This is a genomic window from Paenibacillus sp. MAHUQ-63 (genome assembly GCF_028765165.1).
GTDB lineage: Bacteria > Bacillota > Bacilli > Paenibacillales > NBRC-103111 > Paenibacillus_E.
On sequence record NZ_JARADB010000001.1, the window covers coordinates 1,538,165 to 1,551,970 of the forward strand.

Sequence of the window (13,806 nt, forward strand, 5' to 3'; positions counted from 1 at the left end):
CAGACGCCTCCTTGGTAAGGTCAGCCGTATTGCTTAATAAAAGCGGCGACATCGTTCAATTCATGAAATCTCGTCTCCAACAAATCGCGAGGCCAGTCCCACCAGGCAATGGCCAACAAACGGTCGATGATTTCCTGGGAGAACCGCTTCTTCAGCGGTCTGGACGGTACGCCGACAACAACGGAATAGGGCTCCACGTCCTTCGTCACGATCGCTCCCGACCCAATAACGGCGCCGGTCCCGATATGAACCCCCTTCATGACGATAGCGCCATGTCCGATCCAGACATCGTGACCGATCGTGACACGGTTGCCTCTGCGCCACTCGAAGAACGAGTCGTCGTCCCTCTCGGCAAAGCCGAAAGCTGCGCGCCGGTAAGTCATATGATGCTGCGTGACCCGGTCCATGGGATGATCAACCGGATTGATGCAGACGTGGGAAGCAATCGATGTGAACTTGCCGATTTCCGCATAGTTGATGGTTACGTCATCCATCGTATAGGTGTAATCGCCGATGCGCGATTCGATGATTTTGTTGTGCGGGCCGATGGAGGTCCAGGCTCCTGCATGGCTGTTCAGGATGTGGCTGCTAGCCGCTATCGCCGGCTCTGTCGACAAGGGGAGGCTGGAAGTGGTTTGGTGAATAGGCTTCATGATGTGACATCTCCTTTGATTGTGACAATAGAATCCCCGTGCAGCACCTGTCTCCGGGCCCTCAACTCCTCCACGACGCTTAAGCCCGGACTCTTACTCCCCAGCAGGACTTCTCTCTCTCCATAGAAGCCATGGAAATCCGAGCCCCCGGTCATGATCAAGCCATAAGCTGCAGCATGCTCGCGGGCTCTATGCTCGTCTGCCTCATTGTGCAGCGGGTGCCACACTTCAATGCCCTGCAAGCCGGCATCCACCAACTCCGGAACGAACTCGAAGTTCCCGTATTGCCCCGGATGCGCCAATACCGGCACCCCGCCCGCCTGCAGGATGACCCGGACCGCCTCACGGGCATCGACATATTCAGTGGGGATATAGGCAATCCCCGGCTGCTCGCCGTTCTGACCGCGAGCGAATAGCTTCTTATATAAATCGCCGTAGATCGACTTCGTATAGCCTCGGTCGATCAGGGCATGCATGATGTGCTGCTTATAGATGCCTGTCCCGCCTTCCGCGTACCGCATGACATCTTGAAGCGTAATGGCGTATCCGGCTTCCATCAGCCTGGCGATTGCCTGAAGGCAGCCTTGGTGGCGCCTCTCCAGCAAAGGGCCGCACAGCGCTTCGATCTCCGGGCTCCCGGGGTCGATGTAATAGCCGAGAATGTGCACTCTCCGCCGCCTCTCCTCATCGTAGCCGGATATCTCGATACCGGGGATGATCGCAATGCCCCGCTCCAGTCCTTGACGCATCATGAGCTCAAGCTCACGGGTCGTATCATGATTCGTTACGGCGATCTGGACGACGCCTTCTTGCACAGCTTGCTCCAATATTTGTTCAAACGTGAATGAGCCGTCTGACAGTCGGGTATGGCAATGCAACTCTACTTTCATCGAAGCCTCCTTGAATTTGGCATGAAGACATGGCGTGTTTGAAATGCTTATTCGTGCTATGGAACCAGTCTAACTTGATGCCAAGTTGCAAGGGTCAATGCTATGTAATGCTCAGGTTAAGAAATTGTAAGGATCGACAAAAAGCCCCCAAGTTTCCTACTTGGGGGCTTCGTTCCGTTCCTGCCGGCTCTTCAAGAGCCAAGGCTTCTCCGATTATTCTTTTGGTATCTTCATTCTCAAACGTTAACCTCATACCGCGCGCGGGCCAGCCTCGTCGCATCCACCATGTTGCGCAGGGAAGCGATCGTCTCTTCCTGCCCGCGCGTCTTCAGACCGCAGTCCGGGTTGATCCAGAACAGCTTCGGATCCAATACCCGCAAGGCGCGATCGATCATGTTGGTCATCTCCTCCACCTTCGGAACGCGCGGGCTGTGAATATCGTACACGCCTAATCCGATACCGAGCTTGTAAGTGTTCAGCTCGAAGCTGTGAATGAGCTCGCCGTGGCTGCGGGACGTCTCGATCGAGATCACATCGGCGTCCATGGCGTCAATCGAGTCGATCATGTCGTGGAATTCGCAATAGCACATATGCGTATGAATCTGCGTTGTCTCCTGCACCGTGCATGTCGCGATGCGGAAAGCCTTGACCGCCCAAGCCAGGTACCCGGCTTGCTCCGCTTCCTTCAGCGGCAGTCCTTCGCGTACCGCTGGCTCATCGACCTGAATCATCCCGATACCCGCCTGCTCAAGCGCCTCTACTTCCTGCCGCAGCGCGTACGCCAATTGATAGGCGATTTGCTCGCGCGGCAGATCGTCGCGGACGAACGACCAATTCATAATCGTAATCGGTCCGGTCAGCATGCCTTTCACAGGGCGCTCCGTCAGCGATTGGGCATACTTCGTCTCCTCGACGGTCATGGCTCCTTTGAAAGCGACATCCCCGAATATAACCGGCGGCTTCACGCAGCGGGAACCATACGACTGCACCCACCCGTTCTGGGTAAAGGCAAAGCCCGCAAGCTTCTCGCCGAAAAACTCCACCATGTCGGTACGCTCGAACTCGCCATGCACGAGGACGTCCAAGCCGATCGCTTCCTGAAGCTTGATCCAGATATCGATTTGCTCACGAATGAAGCTCGCATAGCTTTCGCTGCTCCACTCGCCCTTGCGCCAAAGCTGGCGCGCCTTCCGCACTTCCGCGGATTGCGGGAAAGAGCCGATCGTCGTTGTCGGCAGCAGCGGCAGCCGCCATTTCGCCTGCTGTGCCGCATGGCGCTCGGCAAACGGGCGGGAGCGCTTCGGCTCCTCCGCGCTAATTGCGGCAACAGCTTGATGTACGCTCGTGCGGCGACGCTCATCGGACTGCCGGAGCGCCTCAAGCGCCCGCTCGTTCGCGTCCAGCTCGGCGGCAACCGCAGTATGGCCCGAAGCGACTGCCTTCGCCAGAAGAACGATCTCGTCCAGCTTCTCATCGGCGAACGCAAGCGCATCCTTTAATTCGGCTATAAGCTTCGTCTCGCGTTCCGCAGTTACCGGAACATGGAGCAAGGAGCAGGAGGACTGTACGATAAGACGATCCTGCGTGACGGTCTCAGCCAGCTCGCTCAGCAGCTGCAGCTTCTCGCGAAGCGGCGCCTTCCAGATCCCGCGTCCGTCGATGACGCCGGCGGCGAGAATTTTGTCCGCTGGGAAACCAAGCGACTGGACTGACGCCAGATTCCCCGCCAAGCCATGCACGAAGTCAAGACCGATCCCCTTCACCGGCAGCGCCACAATCTCGCGATAATGATCCACCGATTCAAAATACGTTTGCAGCAGAATGTTCAACCCCGGCACCGCATCGGCGAACGTCTCATAAATGCGCCGCAGCCGCTGAAGATCCGCATCGTTCAGCTTCGTCACAAGAATCGGCTCGTCGATCTGCACCCACGTTACTCCTTCTTGGGCAAGTTCCTGAAGAACCTGTACATAAAGCGGAAGCAGCCGGTCCAGCCAAGCATCGGATTCCGATTGAAGATACCCTTTGGAAAGCTTCAGGAACGTGAGCGGTCCAACGATTACCGGCTTCCCGTCGATGCCCAGCTTCTCCTTCGCTTCGCGATAGGCGCTAAGCGGTTTATTCTCCGTCAATGCCGGCTCGGCATCCGTCAGCTCAGGCACGATATAGTGGTAGTTCGTATTGAACCACTTGGTCATTTCGCAGGCCGTTGCCTCCTTTGTTCCGCGCGCCATGCCGTAGTAGACGGACAGGGGAACAGCGCCCCCCGCATAGGCGAACCGCTGCGGCACGATTCCGAACATGGCGGCCGTATCCAGGATATGATCGTAATAACTGAAATCCCCTACAGGGATCAAATCAATGCCCTTTGCCTGCTGCTTGCGCAGATGGTTCAACCGAATCTCCTGCAGCTGATCTTGGAACGCAGCCTCTTCTATTTTGCCGGCCCAAAACGCTTCCAATGCTTTCTTCCATTCCCTATCGGCACCAATGCGCGGATATCCCAAATGACTGCTTCTCACCATAACCATAACTCCTCTGCAATATGTTATACAAAAAATACCACAGATTCGTAGATATAGCGTAATTCGATAAAGGTATAGCTGGTTATAGCCAAAAGATATACCAAGCCTGCATGCTAATCACGCTGCAAGGTGATCGTTCTCACTGGGCGATAGCAACCTTCAACGCCTCGATATAAGCGGTTCCGAGCTTGCTCAGCACTGTATTTTTATGCGAAATCCACCCTACATGAATGCTTTCCGGGCAATCCAAGGGCACCGGAATAATTTCGTTGCCGTTCAAGTCGGCGCTGAGCACCCCGGTCGAAATGGTGTAGCCGTTCAGTCCGATCAGCAGATTGAACAGCGTCGCCCGGTCCGTCACACGAATGCTTTTGGGATGTGAAATCGTGCTGAGAATTTCCTCGGAGAAATGGAACGAATTGTACTCCCCTTGATCGAAGGAGAGATACGGATATTGCGCAAGCTGATCGATCGTCACAAGCTTTTGCTTGGCCAGGGGATTCTTAATGGAGATGAAAATATGCGGCGTGGCCGTAAACAGCAGGTGAAACTGTAAATTGGCCTCCTTCAGCATCTTATTGATCACTTTCTCATTGAAGTCATTTAGGTACAAGATGCCTATTTCACTGCGTAAATGTTTAACGTCCTCAATAATTTCGTAGGTTTTGGTCTCTTTCAGAGCCATTTCGTACTCATCTTGTCCGTGCTCTTCGACCAGGGAGACGAAAGCGTTCACGGCGAAGGCATAATGCTGCGTCGATACCGAAAAATGCTGCGGGGCCGGCTTGGCATTCAAATAACGGCTCTCCAATAAGTCGGCTTGCTCGACGACCTGCCGGGCATAACTGAGGAATTCGATCCCTTCCTTCGAGAGGGTTATGCCTTTATTGGATCTATCGAAAATGGACAGCTGCAGCTCCTCTTCCAGGTCTCTGATCGCATTCGAGAGGCTGGGCTGCGTAATAAACAACCGTTTGGCGGCTTCGTTAATGGACCCGCGGTTCGCAACCTCAATGACGTATCTTAATTGTTGTAAAGTCAAGGCCATACACCTTCGTTCTCAGCAAGTTTTACTTGTCATTATATAATGAATAAGCCTAGGGAGCCATTCTGCCCCGAAAAAGGAAGCCAAAAAAGCCGCCAACCTCCTGCATGTACAGGAGATTGGCGACTTATCATGCTTATTGCAGCAAGTTGTATATCGCTTGCGCCGCTTCCGCACGGGTTGTCTGTTCATCAGGGGCGAACAGCCCTTCCTGGCGTCCGGACAGCAGGTTCATTCTCAGCGCGCTGCTGACATAAGGCAGAGCCCAGCCGCTAATCTCGGAAGCATCCTTCGAGCTCGCTTCCAAGAATGGCTCCAGCTTGGATCCTACTCGGTGCTCGTAAGCACGGACGAGCATAACCGCCATCTCTTCTCGCGTGATGCTGCGGTTCGGATCGAACATGTGCTGCGCATCGCCGGCAATGATGCCCGCTTGATAGGCGGCCCCCACTTCCTTGGCAAACCAGTCATCCCCCGTCACATCACCGAACGGAGTCGTACCTGCTGATGCGAGGCCGAGCGTCCGCGCCAGCAAGGCTGCGAACTCGGCGCGGGAAATCTCTTTGCCCGGCGCAAAGGCAGCGTCTGTCACCCCGTTAACGATATGTTGAGCGGACAGCTCGCGAATTGTGGCGTAAGCCCAATGGTCGTCCGTTACATCATTGTACCTCTTCTCCAAGGAAAGCAGGGCATATGAGCTGAGGTTATCTACCTCGACCTCGATGGCGGCATTTCCGCTAACGCGCTTACCGCCCCAATAAGTTAGGCTTCCATCTTCCTTCATCTCATAAACACCAGCCAACTTCGGATCCATGCCTGCGGGAATAGGGAACGTCATCGTTACTGGCATTGCAAGTTTGTCCATGCTATACGGCTTGCCGGAAGCGTCCGTCGCGAAGATCGAAAGATCGATTATTTGTCCGCCCAGCTTGTAGAAGCCGTTGTCCTTACGGTTTGCTTCCTGCAATGTCCGCTCCGCTTGCGCCGCCGTAATCGAATCGACTTGCACGGCCACCGCCGCAAAGTCGTCCGGCTTCGGCAGTAAATCGCTGATGGCTTTCAACAGGTCGCCGGGAATGTTCACCTTGACGTTCTTCGATTGAACCTGCAGAAGGCGTCCCTTAAGCTTCTCTGCTTGCTCCATCGGAATCACAAGGCGATTCTTCTCTTCCGTCAAGGCGACGGAAACAGATGGGGAGCCGGATGCCAAGTCTTCATCCTGAATGGATGCCGTGTCGGCAGGCTGCTCCGGCTTAACCGGAGGATTCGGCGCCGGTGTTCCTATTGAACCTGAAGAGCTTGAGTCATCCGAGTCATCCGCCAAGCGGTGAACCGTAATGATATATCGCTTGGACGTGCCGTCCTGCGCTGTAACGTCGATCGAGATCACATTGGAACCGACCATCAGGTTGCCGCCGGTGACAACGACTGTGGCCGCACCATCTTCGGCGGCGTAAGTCACATTGGCGACTGTTGTGCCGTTGGATACATGCATCGTGTAGGCCAGCTTATCGGGAGCAAAACCCGCCACTTGCAATCCGTTCACGCTCAATTCGCGCAAGAAAGCATTGGACGATAGCCCCTGCCGAGTTACCATAAGGGTATACATGTTAGTCGTCGTGCCGTCCTGCGAGATAACCTTAACGGTAATCGGGTTGGCTCCGACATGCAAACTCTCGCCGCCGTTCACCGTAACGGATGCAGCCGGATTCGCTGCCTTATAGGTGACACTTGCAACCGTTGTTCCATAAGGTACAGACAAAGCATAGCCAAATCTGTCTGCAGCGAAGTCTTCCACGGTCATCCCGTTCACGCGCAGATCGAGCAAAGCAGCGTCCGACGGCCCAGCTTGAGGATGCCTGTTTATGACCATGCGATAGTCTTTCGCGGCCGTTCCGTCTTGCGACGTCACATGGACGGCGACCGGGTTCGGTCCCACGGCCAATGGCCCGCCGCCTACAGCCACGGCCCGCGCTGCAGGATTCACTGCCGTATAAGTGACTTCCGCCACCGTTGTTTCATACGGTACGGTCAATGTGTAGGCATACTTATCCGATGCGAAGCCGTTCACTACCGTTCCGTTCACTTGCAGATCCTTCAAGGAAGCGTTGGACGCTAACGGATCATTCTCCTCGAAGATGCCTTGGGGAACTGTCCCTTCCCACGCTGCCGGAGCATCCAGCCTTAATGCTTTGGCAACGACGGCTGCCGTATCTTTACCGCGGACCGGACTTGTAATGACCGTTCCCGGCTTGATGCCTTTACCTTTGGCCGCCCAGAAAATCGTCGTATCTCTAGGGTCGGTCGTGGCATGGGTATAGTTATGCCCGCCATGGTCCGTTGAAATGATGATAAGGCTGTCGTCCGTCAAACCGGCTTGGTCAATGGCATCCAGGATATTCCCTACATACCCGTCCGTTATTGTATATTGTTGATAGTATTGCGGGCTGCCATAATCTTTGGAATGACCAGCACCGTCTATGTCGTCTAGGTGGAAAAACATTAATTGCGTGTTTTTCCCTTCGGTTTTGATCCGCTGAACAATTTTTTGCGTAATGGCACTGTCGCTGCCAAAATCATTATATACCTCGGCGGAACGTTCGATTAATCCAATGTAAATCTCATTCCAGTGATTCATAGCCGCCATGTTGACCCAAGGGCGTTCTTGCTTTAAGAGCTTAAAGATCGAAGGGTACGAGACATGTTCCGGAAAAGGAGAGTAAACATTCCCGTTATCTCTTTTGTGCGTATCGTAACCGACCCCATGCAGTATGGCCCCCCAGGACGGTGCGCTCGATGAATAGTTTTCTGTTTTGGCATTATAAGTAACCGCGCCTTCCGAGAAAAACTTCTTCATTCTTGGAGCATTCGCATTTTGCACGAAATTTCCGGCGCCGTCTAATCCGATAATAAATACATGCTTATAAGGGGTCCCGTTATGCTTGGCTAATTGTTGCTCAATCGTTTGTACGTCCTGCTCATCTACTTTGCCATTTCCGTTCAGGTCTGCTTTGGCGGATTGCGCCCACCCGAAATCGCCCGTTGCGGAGCCTGACAGTTGTTGCACCAAATCTTTATCTTCTTGCGTGAGCGTTCCGTCCCTATTGACATCCGTAGAGTTGGACACTTCTACTTGCATGGATTTGACGGATTTCTCATTCGTCGATAAGGCCGAAATCGTTGCTTTACCCGCCTTCAGCCCCATGACTTTAAATTGTTTCTTGGAGCCCTGGATAGGCTCAACCTTGACTACACTTTCATCGCTTGAAATCCAATGAATGCTCGGATTGAGGACAATGGCCGGGGTCCAATCCAGACTGACAAGGTCGAAGCCTCCTGCTTTCAGGGAAAGCGTTTCGCGATCGAGCGTAATTTCTTCCGTGTCAAAAATGTCCACCGTTTTGGTGAATGGGCTAGTGACCGCTGCCTGCTGACCTTCCGGCGTGGTTACAGTCAAATTCTCGAGCGTCAAGTTAGCGGCGGTTTTATCGACATCTTTTGCTTTGAGTTTCAACTTGGCAATCGGAACGACGATGTTTGCAGCAACGGCTTGAATGCTTGTAAACGAAAGTTTAATCTTCCCGTTACCCAAATCCTCAATCTGCGGGGCGATTCCCCCAGGTAGCGAAGATTCTGCACCGGCTACTTCAAATTTATCGGGATCAATTTGAACGATGGCACTGTCAGGTACGATTTGATCCAGATTGCCGACATAGTTGATGTCGAATATATTCTCGGTTTCGGACAGGACACCGGATGGGCCGGTCATGTTCATGTAGCTGGTATCGACAGACACTTGAACATTTTCGACTACCGCAAACACATCGCTGGCACTAGGATTTTTCTCTCCAGTAACGCGCACTTTGATCGTGTGCAAACCGGATGGCAGTTCGGGACTCGTGTAGTAAGTTTCTTTCACTCTAGCAGACGCATATAAATCAACCTTCGTTTCAGGCTGACCGTCGATGGAAATCCCGACAATCCCGTGCGAACGATCTTTGGCACCATAAACCTTCACTTGATTTCCGTAAAAAGGCACCTCTACATAGCTGTCGATTTTACTTGCCCATGAATCGCCGCCAAAACTCCAATTGCCGGTAAATGTCATTTGATTTAAGTCTACGCCTTTATTGGCGTTTGTAATAGTTAAGAATTTGGCCGGGGCTGGCGCTAGTTTCGATATGACAATACGGTAGTCCTTTTTCGTACCGTCCTGCGCCGTCACCGTAACGGTAATCGTCTTGTTATCGCCGTTGAACTCTCCGTCGCCCTCAACGTTTACTTGTGCATTGGGGCTTGAAGCCGTATAAGTGACCGCTGCCGTTGTGGTGTTGGCAGGAACGGACGCTGCATAGTCGAACTTGCCTGGCGCGAAGTTCGGTACCGTATTTCCGTTCACCTTCAGATCGCTCAACGTCGCATCCGAAGCTTGAGCCGGTCTGGCAACCGTGATCGTGTACACGCTCGTCGTACCGTCCTGTGCCGTCACCGTAACGGTGATCGGATTGTCGCCGACGACCAGACTGTCGCCGACGGTCACGGCAACAATTGCGGAAGAACTTGCCGCTGTGTAGGTGACGGTCGCGGTTGTCGTACTATACGGCACAGACATTGCATAGCTGAGCTTGTCCGGAGCGAAGCCGCTTACCGTGGCGCCGTTTACTTTCAAATCCGTCAAGCTTGCATTACTGCTGGAAGTCTGCTTGCCGGTAAAATCGATCTCGCTCATGCTGGTGAATGTGAAGGATGGATTTGTATTATACGTACCGGTAACGACGAATTTCACATAGCGTCCCTGCACAGGTTTGTCCAAAGCGGCATAATCCGCATACACGGAACCTGTCCAGGTTTTGCCGAACGTACCGGTTGTCTTGTTAGCTGCATTGCCGAGGAATGCAGGATCGCTTAAGTCGGCCTTATGATCCGAAGCGTACAATTCAAATGTTTTCGGAAACTCCAAGGCATTTTGTCGGAGACGGCTCTTTCTTTGAATACCGTCCAATTTGTACGTGTTTTTCATATCGATGATGACCCAATGCGGGAATGGAGCCGTTGGCGTTTCCCATTTGGAATGCCAAATCGTGGATTCCGAACCGTCCAACATGTTGCTCGCAACAGCATCCTCATTATCTGCATACGAGCTGTATGAATCGATCGTGAACGCGGATTTCGGAATAAACGTATACACGATGCTGCTTTGGGCGGTTTGCAAAGCCCACATTAAGTCGATGTACGCCTGATCGATCTCGGCTTCGCCGGAGCTTAACGTCAATGCTTTGGCCGCAGCAAGCCGGGCCGATAAATCGCTTTGCGCTTCTGCGGGAAGCGATACCCCGGTCGATCCCGTAACAAGGGCAACGAGTTGCTCCGCTTCCTGAATTTTTGCCGTCAACTGGTGAAAGGTGTACAGAGCGGCCGTCTTGTACGAATCGGACAGCGCCTTAGCTTCGGTTGCGGACAAGGCGCGCTTCCATATTTTCAAGTCGTCCAGCGTAACATCCGCACCTCCGTTGCCTTTATTGCCATCCGCGCCAAGAATAATGTTATAGCCGGCATCCAGGCTGTCTGAGCCCAATACGGATATGTCCTTTGTTTGCGCCAAAACTCCGTCTACATATGTTGAAGCCTTCTTGTTCGTCCGATCTACCGATATCGTGAAGGAATGCCACTCCACTCCCACGTTTGCAGCTGAATAATCGACGCGTTTTCCGGTCCCGTTCGCCATATTAAGCGTCATGTTGCCCGTAGACGCAGGACCGATGTACCAACCTGCATTCCCGCCTGAATTCCAGTTTTTGTTGGCTAGAACGGTCTGGTCCCCTGCCAAATTGCCTTTGTGCCAGAACGAGACTGTGAAGTCGCCGCTTCCGAACTTCATATCGGTTCTATCGCCCAGGTCGACGTAATTGGAATTCCCGGGCGCAATGTGGACGGCTTGCCCCGATCTGCCCGTGACGAATGTGACACTGCCGCTTTGGGCAGCCAAGCCGGTTGTACCGGCGGCATCCTCATTCAGATTGCCGTCAAATTTCATATCCGACACGAGCTGATTCCACATCGTAGCGGGGTCGATCGGCGTCAGCACCGGCCCCGTGCTGCTGCTGCGATAGAACGTTTGTAACGGATTGCTCATGTTTCCGAGAGCATCCACGGCCCGTACGTTTATAACGTATGACTTGGACGAATCGAGTCCCGACATAGGAATATTCATTTTGTTCGGAATCGGGGAAAAATAAAAGTCCGACAGAACGTTATAGGTTTTGACTAGTTGAGCCGTTCTCTGATCATATAAGGTAACGGCGTAATGATGCACCGCCTCATCGTCCTTAGCTTGTCTGAACGAGAGCACAGGTACGTTATTCTCTCCTGGCAGCACCTTGATGTCGGGATTCGCCATGAATTGCGGCGCTACTTTGTTGCGGTTGGCCGCTGTGTACGTAAAATTGCTTTTGATTTCTTCGTTGGTATTGCCTGTTAATTTCACAACCCACTTCTTTCCTGCCAACGCTCCTGCACTGTTGAAAGGCGCTTTTTGATGCTGCCAGACGCCTCCGAGCGTAATCCAACCCGGATCGCCATTGTAAGCTACTCGCTCAATCTCAATACGATCCGCGTACACCTCGATGAACTGGGATTGCATCTGAGGCATTAGATCCTCATCTACCAGTCCCTCCGGCGTTACAGTGAAATACCCGGATTCGGTCTCAATATAAGACATGGATCCCAGATTGACCGCTGTATAGTCTTTCTGATAAATGGAACGCTCGTCGTTAATATTCAAGTGCGAGTGCCCCGATAAAACAACAACCTGCGGAAAGTCTTTCAAATCCGTATTCAAATTCGCATTGGTCGCTTGCTGTCCATCCATGACCGTGCCGGAAATCGGGTGGTGCAGCGTAATGAAGATCGGCTTATTCCGATTCGCCGGGTCTGAGGTTAACTCCGACAGCCGTCCCTTGAGCCAATTTCTTTGCCCTGTGTCGCCATTATAGCTGTTCCCATTGAGGAAGAAGAAGGAATAGCCTTTGATCGTTTTCTCATAGTAGCCGCCCGGCTGATCCGTAAACCACTCGGCAGGATAACCGTTTCTGACATTGGAAACCGCAGCGTCATGGTTGCCTATGGCAACTTGAACAGGCAGGTTGGACCAGTTTTTGCGTGCCATCTGCTCATTGATTACATCGCGAACAAACGTATGATGGGCGCCTTTGCCATTGCTGTTGTCATTAATCAGATCTCCTGCAATGACAATAGCGTCCGGATTCGGGAAAATGGAAGAAAGGACATCGAAATTGCTCTCATAGAGAGCTCGCGTTCTGGCATCACTTTCGGGCGTACCCGGCTCCAGATGGACATCCGACCATGCAGCGAACTTCAGCAGCGGCTGTTCGGCCGTCTTGATGATGTACCCGTACGTCCCGGCAGTACTCCATACGCCGTCTTTCACGGCAATGACCGAAATGTTCGTGGATTCTGAGAGAGCGATCTGAGTCCCTGTAAATTTAAGGCTTGTTTCATCAGGCAATGTGCCGTCTAGCGTATAATAGATGTCTGTCCCTGGGGTTGTGGTGGTGAGTGTAACTTGGATGGCATGTTCGTAGCGGCCTGCAGGCATGGAGGGTATTGGCTTGTCGATAGTGGTTGCGGCGAATACGGGTGGAGTAAATCCCGCTCCTGCCGAATACACAGCGGAGCAAGCGATGGTGCAAGCCATGAGTGCGGACACGAATTTCTTGGCATTCAACATGTGGAGCCTCCTTCAAACATATTGATGGATAATTTCATGCATGGAGCCGGCGAGCAAATCAATGATGTATGGGTAACATTAGCTGTCGTCACCCCCTTAACAAATTTAAAACAACACGCAATCGTTGATTTACACGATGTTTAATTGCATTTTATTGTTTCTTTGTTATTGGAGTGTTACTTGCGTTTGATGGTTTTGTAAATATACCGGCTTGTGCTGAGCTCGAAAGAAGATTTCGACCACAAACGATGCATCAGTTTTGGTTTACCTGCTTTCAATTTCCACATAAGAAACATGCTCAACGGATTTCAGTGAAGCATATATATCCGTTACTTGCACTTTTTCATACGTTAACAACTTCAATTCCATTTGGTTGGAGCTTCCTTCTACATCTTTCACTTTGACGCGTTCCACTTGCATGTTTAATTCCTTCAGCCTTTTGAAAATCCGGTTGGGGTCCTGGCTCTGGTAACAAACAATTCTTACTTCCAGGTATCTTTGTTGGAGTGAACGGGGACCGATCAACTTGATGATGACAGGAAACAGATTGACGGACAGAATAATGAAGATGACGGCTACAAATGCCTGCATATAATATCCGGCGCCTGTCGCTATGCCAAGCGCCGAAGCCGACCACACCATAGACGCTGTGGTCAGCCCGGAAATTTCATCATTGCTTTTTCTTAAAATAACGCCTGCACCCAAGAATCCGACCCCGCTTACGATTTGCGCAGCGAGCCGCATCGGATCCATATTGGTGTGGCCTGGCATAGAGAACTTGCTTACAGACTCAATGGAGACCATCGTAATTAAGCAGCTTGCAACGGCAATGACCATGTTCGTCTTCATGCCCACCGGCTTATGCTTTAGCTGTCGATCAATGCCAATCAGCATGCCCAGAAATAGAGCAATACCCAGCTTGATAACAAAGGGAGACATCAACACC

At 52.3% G+C, this 13,806-nt stretch carries 6 protein-coding genes; all 6 read right to left on the minus strand.

What is annotated here, in order from left to right:
- Positions 1 to 20 precede the first annotated feature (20 nt).
- Positions 21 to 653 (minus strand): DapH/DapD/GlmU-related protein, encoded by a 633-nt coding sequence (locus PUT07_RS06775; RefSeq protein WP_274467061.1) that lies wholly within the window; start codon positions 651 to 653, stop codon positions 21 to 23.
- Positions 650 to 1,543 carry a PHP domain-containing protein gene (locus PUT07_RS06780; protein WP_274467062.1) on the minus strand — a complete coding sequence of 298 codons (894 nt, stop codon included), beginning with the start codon at positions 1,541 to 1,543 and terminating at the stop codon, positions 650 to 652. Before PUT07_RS06780 ends, PUT07_RS06775 begins: the two co-directional genes overlap by 4 nt.
- Before the next feature lie 236 nt (positions 1,544 to 1,779).
- Positions 1,780 to 4,068 (minus strand): 5-methyltetrahydropteroyltriglutamate--homocysteine S-methyltransferase, encoded by a 2,289-nt coding sequence (gene metE, locus PUT07_RS06785; protein WP_274467064.1) that lies wholly within the window; start codon positions 4,066 to 4,068, stop codon positions 1,780 to 1,782.
- 139 nt (positions 4,069 to 4,207) lie between these two features.
- Positions 4,208 to 5,110: a LysR family transcriptional regulator gene (locus tag PUT07_RS06790; protein WP_274467065.1), complete on the minus strand. Its 903-nt coding sequence runs from the start codon at positions 5,108 to 5,110 to the stop codon at positions 4,208 to 4,210.
- 139 nt (positions 5,111 to 5,249) lie between these two features.
- Positions 5,250 to 12,860 carry a cadherin-like beta sandwich domain-containing protein gene (locus tag PUT07_RS06795; RefSeq protein WP_274467066.1) on the minus strand — a complete coding sequence of 2,537 codons (7,611 nt, stop codon included), beginning with the start codon at positions 12,858 to 12,860 and terminating at the stop codon, positions 5,250 to 5,252.
- 264 nt (positions 12,861 to 13,124) lie between these two features.
- Positions 13,125 to 13,802: an MgtC/SapB family protein gene (locus PUT07_RS06800; protein ID WP_274467495.1), complete on the minus strand. Its 678-nt coding sequence runs from the start codon at positions 13,800 to 13,802 to the stop codon at positions 13,125 to 13,127.
- Positions 13,803 to 13,806 lie beyond the last annotated feature (4 nt).

Excerpts from the sequence above, each read along its gene's own strand:
- PUT07_RS06775 (WP_274467061.1), bottom strand. The coding sequence starts at position 653 with ATGAAGCCTATTCACCAAACCACTTCCAGCCTCCCCTTGTCGACAGAG.
- metE (WP_274467064.1), bottom strand. The coding sequence starts at position 4,068 with ATGGTGAGAAGCAGTCATTTGGGATATCCGCGCATTGGTGCCGATAGG.
- PUT07_RS06795 (WP_274467066.1), bottom strand. The coding sequence starts at position 12,860 with ATGTTGAATGCCAAGAAATTCGTGTCCGCACTCATGGCTTGCACCATC.
- PUT07_RS06780 (WP_274467062.1), bottom strand. The coding sequence starts at position 1,543 with ATGAAAGTAGAGTTGCATTGCCATACCCGACTGTCAGACGGCTCATTC.